The sequence below is a fragment of the Variovorax sp. V35 genome (genome assembly GCF_041154465.1).
In the GTDB taxonomy this organism is placed as follows: domain Bacteria; phylum Pseudomonadota; class Gammaproteobacteria; order Burkholderiales; family Burkholderiaceae_C; genus Variovorax; species Variovorax boronicumulans.
On record NZ_AP028666.1, the window covers coordinates 5,006,464 to 5,023,370 of the forward strand.

General features: G+C 68.8%; 18 protein-coding genes. 8 read left to right on the forward strand and 10 right to left on the reverse strand.

Translation table 11 applies throughout. The annotated features are described in order from the left end of the window. Nucleotides 1-43: 43 nt before the first annotated feature. The gene (locus ACAM42_RS22975) at nt 44-565 is read left to right on the forward strand and encodes a hypothetical protein (protein WP_369629523.1); all 522 of its coding nucleotides are present in this window, start codon (nt 44-46) and stop codon (nt 563-565) included. Nucleotides 566-575: 10 nt separating this feature from the next. Here the strand turns inward: ACAM42_RS22975 and ACAM42_RS22980 are convergent, their stop codons facing one another. After that, complete coding sequence (locus tag ACAM42_RS22980) at nt 576-2,747, reverse strand: heavy metal translocating P-type ATPase (protein WP_369629524.1); 2,172 nt, start codon at nt 2,745-2,747, stop codon at nt 576-578. Between the two features lie 45 nt (nt 2,748-2,792). Here ACAM42_RS22980 and ACAM42_RS22985 point away from each other — a divergent pair, with 45 nt between their 5' ends. Beyond that, complete coding sequence (locus ACAM42_RS22985; RefSeq protein ID WP_369629525.1) at nt 2,793-2,975, forward strand: hypothetical protein; 183 nt, start codon at nt 2,793-2,795, stop codon at nt 2,973-2,975. Next, complete coding sequence (gene cadR / locus ACAM42_RS22990; RefSeq protein ID WP_139706896.1) at nt 2,962-3,432, forward strand: Cd(II)/Pb(II)-responsive transcriptional regulator; 471 nt, start codon at nt 2,962-2,964, stop codon at nt 3,430-3,432. The genes ACAM42_RS22985 and cadR overlap by 14 nt, the downstream gene beginning before the upstream one ends. Nucleotides 3,433-3,445: 13 nt before the next feature. On the opposite strand, the gene cysE is transcribed toward cadR, so the two are convergent. Both cysE and ACAM42_RS23000 read right to left on the reverse strand, forming a co-directional pair. Further along, nucleotides 3,446-4,216, reverse strand: coding sequence for a serine O-acetyltransferase (cysE, locus tag ACAM42_RS22995; RefSeq protein ID WP_095949129.1), 771 nt, complete (start codon nt 4,214-4,216; stop codon nt 3,446-3,448). Nucleotides 4,217-4,304: 88 nt separating this feature from the next. Beyond that, on the reverse strand, nt 4,305-5,036 hold the full coding sequence (locus ACAM42_RS23000; RefSeq protein WP_095949130.1) for an RNA methyltransferase: 732 nt from the start codon (nt 5,034-5,036) through the stop codon (nt 4,305-4,307). A 132-nt stretch (nt 5,037-5,168) separates the two neighbouring features. On the opposite strand from ACAM42_RS23000, the gene ACAM42_RS23005 reads away from it, so the two are divergent. From ACAM42_RS23005 to ACAM42_RS23015, 3 genes are read left to right on the forward strand one after another with little or no spacing between them, the layout of a single operon-like run. Beyond that, the gene (locus tag ACAM42_RS23005) at nt 5,169-6,224 is read left to right on the forward strand and encodes an inositol monophosphatase family protein (protein WP_307693475.1); all 1,056 of its coding nucleotides are present in this window, start codon (nt 5,169-5,171) and stop codon (nt 6,222-6,224) included. Then, the gene (locus ACAM42_RS23010) at nt 6,224-8,464 is read left to right on the forward strand and encodes an FUSC family membrane protein (RefSeq protein WP_095746115.1); all 2,241 of its coding nucleotides are present in this window, start codon (nt 6,224-6,226) and stop codon (nt 8,462-8,464) included. The genes ACAM42_RS23005 and ACAM42_RS23010 overlap by 1 nt, the downstream gene beginning before the upstream one ends. Further along, nucleotides 8,464-9,549 carry a mechanosensitive ion channel family protein gene (locus tag ACAM42_RS23015; RefSeq protein ID WP_062479147.1) on the forward strand — a complete coding sequence of 362 codons (1,086 nt, stop codon included), beginning with the start codon at nt 8,464-8,466 and terminating at the stop codon, nt 9,547-9,549. The genes ACAM42_RS23010 and ACAM42_RS23015 overlap by 1 nt, the downstream gene beginning before the upstream one ends. Before the next feature lie 27 nt (nt 9,550-9,576). On the opposite strand, the gene ACAM42_RS23020 is transcribed toward ACAM42_RS23015, so the two are convergent. Further along, the gene (locus ACAM42_RS23020) at nt 9,577-9,963 is read right to left on the reverse strand and encodes a hypothetical protein (RefSeq protein WP_062479149.1); all 387 of its coding nucleotides are present in this window, start codon (nt 9,961-9,963) and stop codon (nt 9,577-9,579) included. Between the two features lie 382 nt (nt 9,964-10,345). Here ACAM42_RS23020 and ACAM42_RS23025 point away from each other — a divergent pair, with 382 nt between their 5' ends. Further along, nucleotides 10,346-11,602, forward strand: a complete 1,257-nt coding sequence (locus ACAM42_RS23025; protein ID WP_369629526.1) for a porin — start codon at nt 10,346-10,348, stop codon at nt 11,600-11,602. 158 nt (nt 11,603-11,760) lie between these two features. Here the strand turns inward: ACAM42_RS23025 and ACAM42_RS23030 are convergent, their stop codons facing one another. Next, nucleotides 11,761-12,219 carry an Lrp/AsnC family transcriptional regulator gene (locus ACAM42_RS23030; protein ID WP_095746119.1) on the reverse strand — a complete coding sequence of 153 codons (459 nt, stop codon included), beginning with the start codon at nt 12,217-12,219 and terminating at the stop codon, nt 11,761-11,763. A gap of 107 nt (nt 12,220-12,326) precedes the next feature. On the opposite strand from ACAM42_RS23030, the gene ACAM42_RS23035 reads away from it, so the two are divergent. After that, nucleotides 12,327-12,950 carry a LysE/ArgO family amino acid transporter gene (locus ACAM42_RS23035; protein ID WP_369629527.1) on the forward strand — a complete coding sequence of 208 codons (624 nt, stop codon included), beginning with the start codon at nt 12,327-12,329 and terminating at the stop codon, nt 12,948-12,950. 8 nt (nt 12,951-12,958) lie between these two features. Here ACAM42_RS23035 and ACAM42_RS23040 read toward each other — a convergent pair whose 3' ends face one another. The 5 genes from ACAM42_RS23040 to pcaQ all read right to left on the reverse strand — a co-directional run bounded on the left by ACAM42_RS23040 (nt 12,959) and on the right by pcaQ (nt 16,888). Continuing rightward, complete coding sequence (locus ACAM42_RS23040; protein ID WP_369632798.1) at nt 12,959-13,276, reverse strand: TfoX/Sxy family protein; 318 nt, start codon at nt 13,274-13,276, stop codon at nt 12,959-12,961. Between the two features lie 83 nt (nt 13,277-13,359). Beyond that, nucleotides 13,360-14,022, reverse strand: coding sequence for a suppressor of fused domain protein (locus ACAM42_RS23045; RefSeq protein ID WP_369629528.1), 663 nt, complete (start codon nt 14,020-14,022; stop codon nt 13,360-13,362). A gap of 40 nt (nt 14,023-14,062) precedes the next feature. Next, nucleotides 14,063-15,268 (reverse strand): DUF418 domain-containing protein, encoded by a 1,206-nt coding sequence (locus tag ACAM42_RS23050; protein WP_369629529.1) that lies wholly within the window; start codon nt 15,266-15,268, stop codon nt 14,063-14,065. Continuing rightward, nucleotides 15,265-15,876: a TetR/AcrR family transcriptional regulator gene (locus ACAM42_RS23055; RefSeq protein WP_369629530.1), complete on the reverse strand. Its 612-nt coding sequence runs from the start codon at nt 15,874-15,876 to the stop codon at nt 15,265-15,267. Before ACAM42_RS23055 ends, ACAM42_RS23050 begins: the two co-directional genes overlap by 4 nt. An 82-nt stretch (nt 15,877-15,958) precedes the next feature. Then, entirely contained in the window at nt 15,959-16,888 is a 930-nt protein-coding gene (gene pcaQ, locus ACAM42_RS23060) for a pca operon transcription factor PcaQ (protein ID WP_159276039.1), read from the reverse strand. Nucleotides 16,889-16,907 lie beyond the last annotated feature (19 nt).

Consider the following 16,907-nt stretch of genomic DNA (forward strand, 5'->3'; position numbering starts at 1 on the left):
GCATGCTAAAAGGCCCGTTCCGCACTGACCTTTCTTTCAGGAAATGCTCTCACACGACGACCTCCAGAAGCTTCAGGATTGGCAACCCATTGCTCCAGCATTCGGGCGTGAGGGCGACTTCTACAACAGGGTCGTGGTTCCCCTGGTCTCCCAACTCCAGGCGCTGCCTTGCTCTCAGGTTCTGACGTTCGCCAACGGCGGCCTCTCCACCTACGCAGCCGTATTCGTCCACGCTCGGTGCGGCGACAACGGAGAAGTCGAAGGCCTTCACGTCTGCATGAGCCTGTTGGGTCCTTTTGCCGCGATTGGGCGGCAAACCGCAGGCATCAGCAAAACTGATTTCTCCTATAGCGGACTGGAACCCGACGAACTCTTGGTTTCGGAGGACTCTGTATCGGAGTTTGAGCGCTCCGTCTTTTCACTCGTCGAGGCCGCAGGCTACGGCGTGCTTTCTCCAGAGCAAGCGAAAAAGCAACTCCCTGAAGGCATCACACCCTACGAGTATTGCCTCGGCAGGGAGCCTTGGGATCGCGTCTTTCACCTGCTCTTCTCCAACACGGACTGATCGCTCCGCGCTATGCCTGCTTTTCGGTCCGCATCAACCGCAACCCGTTCGCCACCACCAGCAGGCTCGCGCCCATGTCGGCGAACACCGCCATCCACATGGTCGCGCTGCCGAACACCGCGAGCACGAAGAACACTCCCTTGATGCCGAGCGCCAGCGTGATGTTCTGCCACAGCACCGCGTGCGCGCGGCGCGACAGGCGGATGGTCTCGGGGATGCGGCGCAGGTCGTCGTTCATGATGACCACGTCGGCCGCTTCCATCGCGGTGTCGGTGCCGGCGCCGCCCATGGCGAAGCCGATGTCGGCCTTGGCCAGTGCCGGAGCGTCGTTGATGCCGTCGCCGGTCATCGCGACGGCGCCGTAGCGCTGCTGCAGGGCCTGGATGGCGCCCAGCTTTTCTTCGGGCAGCAGGTTGCCGCGCACGTCGTCGATGCCGGCATGTGCGCCGATGGTCTTCGCGGTGGCGGTGTTGTCGCCGGTGAGCATGACGGGCGTCACGCCCAGCGCGCGCAGCTCGGCCACGGCCGCCTGCGACGAGGGCTTGATGGTGTCGGCCACTGCGAACAGCGCCAGCACCGAGGTGGTCGATGCGAGCAGCGTCACGGTGCGGCCGGCTTCTTCGTGCCGCTTGAGTTCGGCTTCGAGTTCCGGCGAGCACAGGCCGCGTTCCTCGATCAGCCGGTGGTTGCCCAGCACGTAGCTCTGGCTCGCATGCGTGGCCTGCACGCCGCGGCCGGGCAGCGCGGTGAAGTCACCGACTTCTTCGACCGGCCCGCCCAGGCCCTGGGCGATGGCCTTCGACACCGGGTGGTCGGAACGGCCCGCGATGTTGGCGGCCAGCGCGTACACCGCGCCTTCATCGCCCGCAGCCTTGTCAATCAGCACCGACTCGACCAGCTTGGGCTTGCCCTCGGTGATGGTGCCGGTCTTGTCGAGCGCCACGGCCTTGAGCTTGCGCGCCTCTTCGAGGTACGTGCCGCCCTTGATGAGGATGCCGCGCCGCGCGGCCGAGGCCAGCGCGCTCACGACCGTCACGGGCGTGGAGATGACCAGCGCGCACGGGCAGGCGATGACCAGCAGCACCAGCGCCTTGTAGACGGCCTGCACCCAGGTCCAGCCCAGCAGCCACGGCGTGAGCACCGCGATGGCCAGCGCCAGCACGAAGACGGTGGGCGTGTAGATGGCGGCGAACTTGTCGACGAAGCGCTGCGTGGGCGCGCGCGAACCCTGCGCCTCTTCGACCGCGTGGATGATGCGCGCGAGCGTGGTGTTGGCCGCCACGGCCGTCACGCGGAACACCAGCGCGCCGGTCTGGTTGATGGTGCCGGCAAACACCGCATCGCCTGCGGCCTTGTCGACCGGAATGCTCTCGCCCGTGACCGGCGCCTGGTCGATGGCGCTGGTGCCTTCGAGCACCACGCCGTCCAGCGGCACGCGCTCGCCGGGGCGGATGCGTGCGACGGCATCGAGCGCCACCGCGTCGGCGCGCACGGTCTGCCAGCTGCCGTCGGGCTGCCGCACTTCGGCCTGTTCGGGCGCGAGCGCGAGCAGGCTCTGGATGGCGTTGCGCGCGCGGTCGACGGCGCGGGCTTCGATGAGCTCGGCGATGGCGTACAGCGCCATCACCATCGCGGCCTCGGGCCACTGGCCGATGATGAAGGCGCCCGTGACGGCGACGGCCATCAGCGCATTGATGTTGAGGCGCCCGCGCACCAGCGCGGCGAAGCCCTTCTTGTAGGTGTCCAGGCCGGCCAGCGCGATGGCCGCGAGCGCGAGCCCCATCTCGGCGGCCATGAAGCCCACGCCGTCGAGTGCCAGGAAGGACACGGTCTCGGCCGCGATGGCCAGCACCAGCGCGGCGACGAGGCGCGCCAGGCCGGTCGACATGCCGGCGAAGCGCGCGGGCTCCGTCTTCTGTGCACCCGACGATGCCACCGGCTCGGGCTTGAAGCCGGCCTGACGGATGGCGTCGAGCGCGGCGGGCAGCGCGCCGTCTTCGGTGGTGAGGGCCAGCGTGCGTTCGCTCAGGCGAAAGCGCAGGGCCTTCACGCCCGCGACGGGCTCGAGGGCGCGGCGGATTTCGGACTCTTCCACCGCGCAGTCCATGGTGGGAATGCGAAACAGCACGGCGCCCTTCGGCAGGTCGGCCGGCTCAACCGACGCAGGGGCGCTGCCGCACACGGGGCTGCCACAGCAGGCCGTTTCCGCGGGTACGGGAGCGTGGGCATGCGCGTGATCGTGCCCATGGCTGTGCCCGTGGTCATGGTCGTGGTCACGCGGCGCTGCACGCGGCACTGGCTGATTCAGGGTGTTCTGATTCGTCATGCATTCATTGGAAACCCTGAAGCAGGTGTAGAGTCAACCGTTGATTGCCACTTCCTTGAGATGCCGCATCATGAAAATCGGTGAACTGGCCAAGGCCACGAACACGCCGGTCGAAACCATCCGGTACTACGAGCGCGAACAGCTGCTGCCCGCGCCCGCGCGCACCGACGGCAACTACCGCATCTACGACGACGAGCATGCCCAGCGCCTGGGCTTCATCCGCCGCTGCCGCTCGCTGGACATGACGCTCGACGAGATCCGCAGCCTGCTGAAATTCCGCGATGCGCCGCAGGACGACTGCGGCGAGGTGAACCAGCTGCTGGACGACCACATCGGCCACGTCGCCTCGCGCATCGCCGAGCTGAAGACGCTCGAAAAGCAGCTGAAGGCCTTGCGCCTGCAGTGCGGCGGCCCCGAATCGGCGAGCGCCTGCGGCATCCTGCAGGAGCTGGACACCGCCGCGCTCGCGCCCGAGACCTTCGGCCAGCACGCGGGGCATGTGCACGGCACGCTGCACGCGCCGGGCAAGCGGGCCGGCTGATCGGCGCTCTTGTCTACTTGCCGATCAGCTGCGTCAGCTTGTCGGCCTCGAACGACTCGCCGCGCGCCGCGTCGCCCGGCACGCAGTCCTTGGTGCCCGGCTGCGCCGACAGCTTCTCGATGGCCTGCCACAGGAGCGCGATCTGGTGCTCCTGGCTCGAGGCGTTGTCGATCAGGCCACGCATGGCCTGGCTCAGCGGGTCGTCGTCCTGCGTGATGCCGTAGGCCGAGAACTTCTGCGGCGCGGCCACGTCGGCGCTCTCGCCCTCTTTCGACGGAATGATGCGCGCCGGAATGCCCACCGCGGTCGCCCCGGCCGGCACCGGCTTGATGACCACCGCGTTGGAGCCGATCTTGGCGCCGTCGCCCACGACGAAGCCGCCCAGCACCTTGGCGCCCGCGCTCACCACCACGTTCTTTCCCAGCGTCGGGTGGCGCTTGGTGCCCTTGTAGAGCGAGGTGCCGCCCAAGGTCACGCCCTGGTAGATGGTGCAGCCGTCGCCGATCTCGGCGGTTTCGCCGACCACCACGCCCATGGCGTGGTCGAAGAACACGCGCTCGCCGATCTTGGCGGCCGGGTGGATCTCGATGCCCGTGAACGCGCGCGCGCAGTGGGATATGAAGCGGGCCGGCCACTTGAAACCGTGGGTCCAACAGGCGTGCGCCCAGCGGTGCAGCACCACGGCATGGAAGCCGGGGTAGACCGTGATCACTTCCCAGGCGCTGCGGGCGGCCGGGTCGCGTTCGAGGATGCACCGGATGTCGGCGCGCAGTCGAGAGAACATCGCTGCCTTTGTTGTCGTTATATCGATAGGGGCCGGGCAGTCTAAAGCCGGGCGTCTTCGCTTACGCGCGATGGGGTTTTGTGACAGTTCAACTGCCGCGCGGCCCGCGGGTGGCGTCACTCATGGCCTTGGCGATGCCGCGCAGGATGTGGATTTCCTCGGGCGTGGGCTGCGCGCGATTGAACAGCTGCTGCAGCCGCGGCATGAGCTTCTTGGGCGCCGCCGGGTCGAGAAAGCCGATGTCCACCAGCGAGCGTTCCCAGTGGTCGAGCATGCCGGCCACGGCCTGCGCGTCGGCCGCCTGCACCGGGGCGATGGCCTCGCGCACACCGTAGCCGCCCAGCGCCAGGCGCCATTCGTAGGCCACCACCTGGATGGCCGCGCCCAGGTTGAGCGAGCCGAACTTCGGGTCGGTCGGGATGCTCAGGGCCACGTTGCAGCGGTAGACGTCCTCGTTGCGCATGCCGAAGCGCTCGGAGCCGAACAAGAAGGCCACGTGCTGGTCGCCCTGCTTGCCCAGCGGCTCCAGGTGCTCGCGCGGCGTGCGCGTGGGCGGGCCGAAGTCGCGCGGGATCATGGCCGTGGCGCACAGGTGGGTCACGCCGTCGAGGGCTTCATCGAGCGTTTCGACGATGCGGGCGTTGTTCAGCACATCCAGGGCGCCGCTGGCGCGCTGGATGGTTTCCTCGCGCCGCAGCACGTTGGCCCAGCGCGGCGCGACCAGCACCAGGTCGTCGAAACCCATGGTCTTCATGGCGCGGGCGGCAGCGCCCACATTGCCGGCGTGGCTGGTCTGGATGAGGATGAAACGGGTGCGCATGACGGGTGGGGAAGACACAAACGGGCTGAGCCGGTAAAATGCCCGATTCTCGCCGCCCGCATCGCCGGACCGCAGGGTCGCCCAGATTGCATTCTTGGGGACCTCTCCCACCCGTTCTTCTCACAATCCAGAATGTCGTCCCCCAACCTGCATCCCATGCTCAATGTGGCCGTCAAGGCCGCACGCGCCGCCGGCGCCATCATCAATCGCGCCGCCCTCGACGTCGAGGCCGTGCGCATCTCCCAGAAGCAGGTCAACGACTTCGTCACCGAAGTCGATCACGCCAGCGAGAAGGTCATCATCGAGACCTTGCTGGGCGCATACCCGGGGCACGGCATCCTGGCCGAAGAATCGGGCACCGAATACGGCGCCAAAGACTCCGAATTCGTCTGGATCATCGATCCGCTCGACGGCACCACCAACTTCATCCACGGCTTCCCGGTCTACTGCGTGTCGATCGCGCTGTCGGTGCGCGGCAAGATCGAGCAGGCGGTCGTTTTCGACCCGTCGCGCAACGACCTGTTCACGGCCACCAAGGGCCGCGGCGCCTACATGAACGAGCGCCGCATCCGCGTGTCCAAGCGCGTGAAGCTCAGCGAGTGCCTCATTTCCACCGGCTTCCCGTTCCGCACCGGCGACAACTTCAAGCAGTACCTGGCCATCATGGCGGACATGATGCCCCGCATGGCCGGCCTGCGCCGCCCCGGCGCCGCCGCGCTCGACCTGGCCTACGTGGCCGCCGGCTTCACCGACGGCTTCTTCGAAACCGGCCTGAACCCCTGGGACGTGGCCGCTGGCTCGCTGCTGGTGACCGAGGCCGGCGGCCTCATCGGCAACTTCACGGGCGAGCCCGAGTTCCTCGACCAGCGCGAATGCCTGGCCGGCGCCCCGCGCGTGTACGGCCAGCTGGTGCCGCTGCTCGCCAAGTACTCCAAGTTCGCCAACGTGGACGACAAGCTGCGCGCCAGCGACCGCGTGCGCGCCGTCTCGGCCTCGACCAAGTCGAGCCCCGCCGACGCCTCGGTCGACCTGTACGCCCGCAGCACCGTGACCGAAGCCACGGCCGCCCCGCTCGACGGCAGCGCCGAAGCCCCGGCCGCCGCAGCCCCCGCCGCGCCGGCCGCCCCGCGCAAGCTCACCCGCATCAAGCGCGAGGCGCCCGCCGAGGGCGACGCCTCCGCCAAGTGATGACGGGGCCGGGCGCCGCCTCGCGGGTTCGCGCGGCGTTGCGCATTGCGCTGAGCCACTACGTCGCGAGCGGGCTCACCGTCGCGCTCGGCCTGCTCGTGATCTCGGGCGGGGTGCACCTGTGGCTGGGCACCCTGGCCGCCTCGGCCGCCGCCACCGGCGTGATCGTGACGGCGCCGCCCGACCTGCCCGGCCCGCGCCGCGGCAAGTTTTTGCAGATGCTGCCGGCGCCGCTCATCGGCCTGCCGCTGTTCTTCGCGGTGCAGATGCTGCACGGCGCACCGATCCGCCTCGGGCTGCTGCTGGTGCCCGCCACCTTCATGGCCTTCGTGGCCATGGCCTGGGGCAAGCGCGGCATTCCCATCGCCATCGCGGTGATGTTCTCGATGGTCTTCTCCATGGCCACGCCCGCGCCCGCCGGGCTGTCCGACGCCATCGCGCGCACCACCGAGTTCGGCCTGGGCGCCGGCCTGTACGTGGTGTGGGCCACGCTGGCCAACCTGCTGCTCAACGGACGCTTTCGCACGCAGTCGATCGCCGACGTGCTGTTTTCGCTGGCCGCGCTCATGCGCACCGAGGCCAGCCAGTTCACGCCGCAGGACGAAACCCGCGACATCCGCGACACCCCTGCCTCGCTGCTGGGCCAGCTGCTGCGTGAGCAGGCCGCGCTGGCCGACCAGCTGCAGGCCACGCGCGACATCGTGCTCGAGTCGCCGCGCACGCCGCGCCGCCAGCGCCTGGCCGGCATGCTCGTCATCGTGCTCGAGATGCGCGACCAGCTGCTCGCCAGCGAGCTCGACCTCGACGCCCTGCGCGCCCATCCGTCGCACGCGCAGGCGCTGGTCGAGATGCGCCGCATCCTCGAAGAGCTGGCCGACGAAACGACCGGCCTGGCCGATGCGCTGCTCATGCGCCGCCACCCCGCCGCCGTGGCCGACCGCCGGCCGCGCCTGGCCGCCATCCACGTGACGGCGGACGACGAAGACACGCACGGTCAGATGGGCCCGTCGGCCGCCATGCTCGCGCGCGGGCTGGCCAGCCGCATCGGCCACATCAACGACGAGGTGCTGCGCCTGGCGGCCATGGCGCGCGGCGACGCCGAGCCCAACCTGGCCGTGGTGCGCGCCAACTGGCAGCTCTTCGTGAGCCCGACCGACTGGTCGCTGCGCCCCTTCCTCGCGTTGTGGCGCTGGGACGCGCCGCCGCTGCGCCACGCCATTCGCGCGGCGCTGGCCATCGCGGCCGGCTACGGCATCGCCGTGTCGATGCCCTGGGGATCGCACGACTACTGGATTTTGCTGACCATCGTGGTCGTGCTGCGCGGCAGCCTCTCGCAGACGCTGGAGCGGCGCAACAGCCGCGTCGCCGGCACGTTGCTGGGCTGCGTGCTCGCGGTGGGCCTGCTGTCGGCGCACCCCTCGCCGCTGATGCTGCTGGTGACCGTGACCATCGCGCAGGCCATTGCCCACAGCTTCGCGGTGCGGCGCTACCTCGTCACCGCCGTGGCCGCCACCGTGCTGGGCCTGCTGCAGGCCCACATGCTGAACACCGGCACGGCGCCCATCTTTGCGCTGTTCGAGCGCATCGCCGACACGCTCATCGGTGCCGCGCTGGCCTGGGGCTTCTGCTACGTGCTGCCCTCGTGGGAGCGCACGCAGATCCCGGCGCTGGTGGCGCGCGTGCTCACCGCGCAGGCGCGCCATGCGCGGCTCGCACTCGGCCTGGGCCAGCTGCAGGCCATCCAGAGCAGCCCCGAGCTCGAATGGCGGCTCGCGCGCCGCGAGGCCTACGACAGCCTCTCGGCGCTGGTGCAGGCCACGCAGCGTTCGCTCTCCGAACCGCGCGCCGTGCAGCCGCCACTCGAACCGCTGGAGCATCTGCAGGCCCACAGCTACCAGCTGCTCGCGCAGCTCAGCGCCGTGAAGTCGATGCTCGTGCTGCGGCGCGACCGCCTCACGCCGGGCGACATCGAAGGCCCGCTCGTGCGCACCGCGCAACGCATCGAGGCCGCCCTGGGAACCATTCCGATCGCGGGGCCCTCTCACCCCGAGAGCACGGGGGCCACCACCGTCGGCGGCCCCATTCCACTGCCTGACCCGTTCGACAACGACATCAGCCCCTGGCTGGTGCGCCGGCTCGACCTGGCCACGGCGCTCGCCACGCAGCTGCGCGACGACGCAGCGCGCATTCTTCAACCACTGAACGACAACACCCCAGAAGCAAAGACCACCCCCGCCTGATGACCCAAGAGCTCCTCGCACACCCCTGGTTCGGCACCTGGATTGCCGCCCTGATCGCCGCGCCCCTCGCCCTTCTCGCCCACCGCATCGGGGGCATGGTCCTCAGGCGGATCACCCGCCCGGCGCCCGCCGTGCATGCGATGGTGCTCAACTGCACCGCCCCCGCGCGGCTGGTGCTGCCGCTGGCGGCGCTCATGATGGTGTGGCAGGCGGCGCCGGACGACCTGCGCTTCATCGGCAGCGTGCGGCATCTCACGGGGCTGCTGCTCATCGCGGCCAGCACCTGGTTCGTGCTCAAGGCCATCAGCGGCTTTGCCGACGGCGTGCTCGCGCAGCACCCTTCGGACATCTCCGACAACCTGCAGGCACGCCGCGTGCTCACGCAGACCCGCGTGCTCGCGCGCACCGCCATGTCGGTCGTCGTCGTGGCCGGTGGCGCCATGATGCTCATGACCTTCCCGGGCGCGCGCCAGGTCGGCGCCAGCCTGCTGGCCTCGGCCGGCGTGATCGGCATCGTGGCGGGCCTGGCGGCCAAGCCCGTCTTCAGCAACCTCATCGCGGGCCTGCAGATCGCGCTGTCGCAGCCGATCCGCATCGACGACGTGCTCGTGGTCGAGGGCGAATGGGGCCGCGTCGAGGAGATCACCGGCACCTTCGTGGTCGTGCGCATCTGGGACGACCGGCGCCTCATCTTGCCGCTCACCTACTTCATCGAGAAGCCGTTCCAGAACTGGACCCGCCACTCGGCCGAACTGCTCGGCTCGGTCTTCTTCTACCTGGACTACGGCACGCCGCTGGCGCCGCTGCGCGCCGAGGTCGAGCGCCTCGTGAAGGCCGCGCCCGAGTGGGACGGCCGCTTCTTCAACCTGCGCGTGACCGACGCCACCGAACGCACCATGCAGGTCCGCGTGCTCTGCACCGCCGCCACCTCCGGCCTGGCCTTCGACCTGCGCTGCCACGTGCGCGAAGGCGTCATCGACTTCATGCAGCGCGAGTACCCGCAGTTCCTGCCGAAGATGCGCTTCGAGGGCAACGATCCGGCGATGGGGCAGCCGGCGGTGATGCAGGGCGCGGCGGCGGGCTGAAGCACCCGCCGCCGTCTTTCTTCTCCCCTACCGCGCAGGCGCCGCCGCAGGCAGCACCATCGGCGCCCCCAGCCGCGAGGCGCGTTCCCAGCCCGGTTGCGACTGCGCGCGCTCCAGCTCGGCCACCACCTCCGCGCGCGTGCGGGGCTGCGTGGCCTTCACGGGGATCGGTGCGCCCCAGCGCAGCACGCCGGCCCACTCGGGGCTTTGCTGCGCGGCGCGCAGTTCGGCCACCACCTGGGCGTCGGTCTTGCCCGGGCCGGCGTTTTCGGGGTGCTCCTTGATGCCGGCTTCGGTCGCCGCGAAATGCGCCGGCCCCTCGACGTGCTGCTGGCTGGTTTGCGCGCCGGCCATCAGCGGGAGCGCTGCGGCGGCCATCGCCGCCAGCGCAAAGGCCATCTTCCTGTTCGTCATGTGTCATCTCCTTCGTTGAACGCCGAAGAGGACCACCCGCTTCGGCGATGGCGGTTTTGCTTCGCCATGCCGACACGCTAGAAATTCGGACCGTCGCCGCGCGAACGGTTCAATTACAAAAACGACAGGATGAAGACCAATTCATCAATTCTCTGCAAGCGGCAAGTGGAGCTTTCCAATTCGTAACCCGGCTGCACGGAAAACGTAATTGAAAAAGGCGGTTTCGGTCTTTTCCTGTCGCAATCGATCGATATGATTTGCCCAGACGCATGAACCATGCGGAAGGCAGAAGAAATCAATTGAAATTATTTCCGCACGCCGAACCGGAGCTCCAACGCGGTGCGTGGGAGCGATGAATTTCATATTCAATTCAAGGGCAACAATGAAAAGACAATTCCTCACGGCCGCCGCACTGTTCGGTGTCGGGTTCGCCAATGCACAGTCTTCCGTCACGCTGTTCGGCGTGGTGGACACGGGCATCAGCAATTACTCGTCCAAATCGCAGGACATGAACGGCGCCACGCTGTTCAACCCGTTCTACGTGAACCAGGGCACGCGCACCGCGAGCCAGACCGCGCTGAGCTCGGGCGGCTACTCCACGAGCCGGCTGGGTTTTCGGGGCACCGAGGACCTGGGCGGCGGGCTCGCGGCCAGCTTCTGGCTCGAAGCGCCGATCAGCCCCGACGACGGCAAGACCGGCATCACCACCTTCCAGCGCCGTTCCACGGTCAGCCTGTCGGGCGGTTTCGGTGAACTGCGCCTGGGCCGCGACTACGTGCCGACGGCCTGGAACGACATCGTGTTCGACCCCTTCGGCATCGTCGGCGTGGGCCGCAGCCTGATCTTCACCGCCGCCAACACGAACGCCGGCGGCGGCTCGGGCGGTTTCGGCGGCGACCTCAATTACAACCGCGCCAGCAATTCGATCGGCTATTTCCTGCCGAAAAATCTCGGCGGCTTTTATGGCCAATTCATGTATGCGCTGCATGAAAACACCAAATACGACCCCGGCACGGCGACGCCGCCCGGCGTCAATTCGTCGGGCGCACTCAATTCGGGAAATTCGGCCGCATCGCGTGCGGGGCGCTACCTGGGCGGGCGTGTCGGTTATGCCAATGGCCCGTTCGATGTGGCCGTGTCGTATGGCAACAGCACGGCGGCCGACAATTTCTATGCGGGCACCACCGACAACGTCAAGACCTTCAATCTCGGCAGCTCCTACGATTTCGGCGTGGTCAAGCTGTTCGGCGAATTGTCGCGAATCAAGAAAACGCGCGATTACGCCGTCACGCCCTTGGCCGGCGGCGCGCCGGACGTCGACCTCACGGGCTACCTGATCGGCGTGACCGCGCCGGTCGGCCCGGGCCTGATCCGCGCCTCGTATTCGCAGGTCAAGTACGACCTCAACGCCGTCAACCTGCCGTTCACGCCGTCGGTCGCCGACCCCAAGGCCAACAAGCTGGCCATCGGCTACATCCACAACCTGTCCAAGCGCACCGCCCTGTACGCCACCGTCGCGCGCATCAGCAACAAGAACGGCGCGGCGCTCACGGTCGGCGGCCCCGCCTTCGTGAACACCGGGGTGTTCGTGCCCAAGACCTCGACGGGCTACGACGTCGGGCTGCGCCACTCGTTCTGATCAGGGAAGACTGTCACGCGCAATGAAGCAAGCAAGTGAGTGAATGACCGCGGGCGGCCCTGCGCCCGCGGATGTTCCGTTTCTCCAGGAGCCCGTCAGGCGGGTCCATTCGGTCCGCCTTTGTGCGGACCATTTTTTTGGGGCGAGAGAAGCGCGCCTCAGTCAGGCACGGTGCCCGCCGGCGCCGCCACCGCGCGCGCCGCGATCGGCACCGACATCACGATCGAGGTGCGCGTTTCGCCCAGGTGGTTGATGCTGCTCACGAACGACTCGAGGTGTTCGATGTCGCGCGCGACCACCTTCAGCACGTACGAGTCCTGCCCCGTGACGTGAAAGCACTCGAGCACTTCGCGCCGGCTGCCGAGCAGCTTCAGCAGCCGGGCCTTGTCGGGCTGCGCGGTGGTGATGCCGACCAGCGCGGTGACGGTGTAGCCCGCCTTGCGCGGCGGCACCACGGCGCGGTAGCCCTCGATGACGCCGGCCTCTTCGAGGCGCTTCACGCGCTCTGAGGTCGAGGGCACCGACAGCGCCACCTGCCGCGCGAGCGCCGTGAGCGAGGTGCGCGCGTCCTGCTGCAGCACGTCGAGGATCTGCCAGTTCTTGGCGTCGATTTCCATGGATTTCAGGCCCGATTGAGAATTTCGCTTCCGATTTCAGGCAAGGCATGCTGCGCGCCTGAATTTCGCCATTCTCGCCATGCAAGCCGCGTCGAACAATCGATGGCATGGACTTCCCTCTCTTTCTCAAGGCCCTCGTCATCGGGCTCTCGATCGCCGCACCGGTCGGCCCCATCGGCCTGCTGTGCATCCAGCGCACGCTCGCGCACGGCCGCACCATCGGCTTTCTCAGCGGCCTGGGCGCCGCGCTGGCCGATGCCTGCTATGGCGCGATCGGTGCCTTCGGCGTGTCGGCCGTGGTGTCGACGATGGTCGCGGCGCGCGTGCCGCTGGCGCTCGGCGGTGCGGCGTTTCTTGCGTGGATGGGCGTGCAGCTGCTGCGCGCCCCGGCCGCCACGCAGGCTCGCGCAGCGGAAGACGCGGCCACGCCGCTGAAGGCGCTGCTGTCGGTGTTCGTGCTCACGCTGGCCAACCCGATGACGATCCTGTCGTTCGTCGCGGTGTTCGCCTCGCTCGGCAGCGGCCACGTGGGCAGCGGCGGCGGTGCGGCGCTCACGATGGTGATGGGCGTGTTCCTCGGCTCGGCGCTGTGGTGGCTGGGGCTGTCGAGCATCGTGTCGATGGTGCGGCACAAGCTCGGCGCGCGCGTGCTGCAGGGCATCAACAAGCTGTCGGGCGCGCTGCTGCTGGGCTTTGCGGTGTTTCAGCTGTCGACGCTGCTGTCACGCTGAGGAATCGACTAGATGGCTTTGGCTGCCGGCTTGCGGCGCGCGGGCTTGCGCGCACCCAGCGCGCTCGCCAGCGCCTTCGTCGCCCAGTCGCGCAAGGCGTGCGGGTCTTCGAGTGCATCGACCGGCGCCTCGTAGTAGCTCGCGACCTTCACGGTCGAGGCGCTGGTCGCGTACGAGAACGGCACCGCGCCCAGGCGTTCGAATTCCGGCCGGGTGGCGTCGTCCACGCGCAGGTACAGCGTGCCCTTCATCACGAAAGCGAACTGCACGCCGGCCTGCACAAGGCCGAAGCCGCCGAAGAAACGCTTGACCTCGATGGGGCCCATGGCGCCCAGCGACTCGGCCAACTCGAGCGCTCGCCCGTGCGAACGCTCGGCACCGCCGACGGTGGCCGCGCCTTTCGCGCGGCTCAAACGACCGCCTTGCGTCGCGCGTCGGTCACGGGCGCACCGCCATGCACTTCGAGCAGGCGCAGCAGTGCCTCGGAGCTGTGGGCCTTGGCCCAGTCGCGTTCGGAATCGTTGATGCCGACGAGGTGCAAAAAGTCGAAGCGGCCCGAATCGAGCTGCGCCGTCGCAGGGTAGTGCTTCGGCTCCATCAGCACCACATGGCGCAGGACCACGGTGCCCTTCTCGCGGATCGCTTCGCCGACGGGAATGCGGTCGCCGTAGTCGAAGGGCTGTTTGTCTTCGCCGAAGTGCGAGTGCGCGAGCAGCACGTTGTAGGCGAGCAGGCGGCGCAGCAGCTTGATGGCCCATTGGTCCTGCGGCTGCGACCGCACTTCGATGACCAGCTCGGAGCCGATCCACGAATAGTCTTCCGGGTCGTAGTCGGCCGGCTCCGTTTCCCAGGGCGTGGAGCCGCCCGAGGTCACGTACAGCCAGGTGTTGCGCACGGGCGTGGGTGCGAACTCGAACACGCCCAGGTGCAGCCAGCGCGGATCGACGTCTTCGGCGCCCAGCGCCTTGAAGTCGTCGAAGTCCAGCACGTAGATGCCGGTGCGCTCGGGGCCGAACAGGCGCGGGTAGAGCGTCTCTTCGCGGTAGGCCCACACGTCTTCCATGGAACTCATCGGCGCATCCTCCTCGTTGGAACGAGGGCATTCTCGTCGTTCAACGTGACCGTTGCATACGCCGCAAGGCGGGCCATTCGAGGTTGGTGAAGGCGCGCAGCACCCACTCCACCGGACCGTACGCAAAGCGTGCCAGCCACCAGCGGCTGACCAGCATCTGCGCGCCGAAGATGCCGAAGGCCACCATCAGGCTCATGAACGGCCCGAACTCGCCGATGAGCCGCAGCCCATACGCCAGGAAGAGCCACGCGCACACCGCCGACTGCAGCAGGTAGTTCGACAGCGCCATGCGCCCCGCCGGTGCGAGCGCGTCCGCCAGCCAGCCGCCCCAGCGCGACTGGAACAGCAGCATCATCGCGCCCACGTACGTCGCCGTGAGCAGCGGCGAGGTGAAGACGCCGACCGCCAGGCCGAGCACGTCCCAGCGCGAGCCCGGCACGATCGACGCGGTCCACGCATACACGGCCGCGCCCGGCAGCCCCAGCACCAGGCCGGGCACCAGCAGGCGCTTGAACAGCGGGCGGTAGCGGTCGGCCCGTGCGAACAGATTGCGGCGGCCCTCGATGACGCCCGCGAAGAACATCGCCAGCGCCATCGGCGCCTGGACCAGCCCGAGCACGATCCACACCTGCGACAGCTCGCGCAGGTGCTGGCGGATGACCGTCGCCGCCGTGCCGCGGTAGGCCGCGAGTGCAGAGGCCGCGTCGGCCCTCGCTGTTCGAAGAACGTCTTCGGTCGCCGGGCCGCCCAGCATCGCGAGCATGCCGATGGCACCCCACACCAGCGCGGTCGCCAGCACCAGCCGCAGCGCCCAGCGCGCCAGCACCGCGTCGCTCTGGTGGCGCAGCGCCAGCAGCACGGCGCCGAGCACCGCGTAGGTCGTGAGGATGTCGCCATGGAACAGCAGCACCGCATGCAGTGCGCCGATGCACCACAGCGCCACCAGCCGGCGCGCCAGGCGCGGCACGAAGGGCTTGCCGCTGCGCTGCGCCGACTGCATCTGCAACGTGAAGCTGTAGCCGAACAGGAACGAGAACAGCAGGTAGAACTTGGTCTCGAACAGGAAGGCGACGGCAAAGGCCGCCACGCGGTCCAGCCCCGAACGCATCATCGGGTCGGGCAGCGGCTGGCCGTAGTACGGCGAGGCAAAGGCCGCGATGTTCACGACCAGGATGCCCAGCAGCGCAAAGCCGCGCAACGCATCGACGAGCGACTGGCGCTCGACTGCAACGGGGGTGTGGTTCATGCGCCCCGCCCCGGCTTCGCGAGAAAGCGGCCCACCACGCGCCGCAGCATCGGCGCCTCGCGCGCGGGGTCGAAGCCCGTGTCGAGCGCCAGGCGCGAGAACACGCCGTCGATGAGCGCGGCGATCCAGTTGGCCGATTGCACGGGGTCGAGCTCGGGGTCGATCTGCCCGCGCGCCGCGGCCTTGCGCAGCAGGGCCGCGAGGCCGTCGCGCATTTCGGTGTCGCCCGCGGCCACGCTGGCGCAGACCACCGGGTTGCGCAGGGTCTCGGCGGCCACCTCCAGCGCCAGCCGCGAGTAGCTGCGGTCGGAGGCAAAGACCATCACCACGTCGAGGAAAGACAGCACCACCTCCAGCGGGTCGGGCGGGTCATCGTCGATCGCGGCGAAGTACGCGGCCGTGTCGCGCCACTCCTCCTCGGCCAGGGCCTCGATGATCGCGTTCTTGCTGGGAAAGTAATGAAAGAGATTGCCCGGGCTCATGCCCGCGGCGGCGCAGATCTCGGCGGTGGTGGTGGCATGAAAGCCGCGCCGCGCAAAGCAGTCGCCCGCGGCCTCCAGGATCTGGCGGCGCTTGGCCTGCTGGCGTTCGGGGTCAACTTTGCGCACGGTGGTTCTCGCAGAATTCGGTCATGTCCGAATTATTAGACCGAGCGCTCGATCTATTCTGAAGGAAGCCTGAAGAAACCCTTCAGGCAGCGCGCGTGGCCGCAATGCCGCGGATGGTGTCCAGCAGCAGGCGCGCGCCCTCGCCCGTCTCGCTGCCGCGCCGCACGGTCACGCCCACCGGGCCTTCGGTGCTTGCCGTGTCGATGGCCACGCGCTGGAGTTCGCCGCGCGCCACGAAGCCTTCCACCGCGCCTTGCGGCGCGAACCACACGGCGTCGGAGCGCTGCAGCAGGCCCACGGCAAAGCTGGTGTCGGTCGCCTCCACCAGCCGCGCCGGCAGCGCCAGCCCCTGCGCGATGAGGAAGGCGTCGGCCGTGTGCCGGATCAGCGTGCCCGACACCGGCAGCACCAGCGGGTAGGCGGCCAGCGCGTCGAGCGTGGGCTTGCGCCGCGACGCCAGCGGATGGCCGGGGCGCACCACCAGCAGCAGCACCTCGCTGTACAGCTGCTCGAAGGCCAGGTCGGCCATGGCCGAGGCCTGCGCCAGCCGGCCCAGCACGAGGTCGATTTCGCCCTGGCGCAGCTGCGTCATGAGCTGCGCGTTGGTGCCGCTCACCACGCGCACGCGCATCGCCGGGTGCGCCGCATGCAGCCGCGCGACCGCTTCGGGCAGCAGGTGCGCCGCCATGTTCGGCAAGGCACCGACCGCCACGCGCAGCTGGTCGGCCTCGGGCTGGTCCATCGCCAGGCCCAGGCCTTCGCGCAGGCCGCGCAGCGCCGACACCGCGTGGCGCACCAGCACCTCGGCGGCCGGCGTGAGCTCCACGCCGCGCCGGCGGCGCAGCAGCAACTGGCGGCCCACGATCTCTTCGAGCTCGGCCACCGTCTTCGACACCGCCGGCTGCGTGAGCGACAGCGCCTCGGCCGCGCGCACCAGGTTGCGCTCCTGCGCCACCATGACCAGGCATTGCAGGTGGCGCATCTTCAGGCGCTCAAAGTTCATGGCTGACATGCAGTTCTCCTCGAAGCCA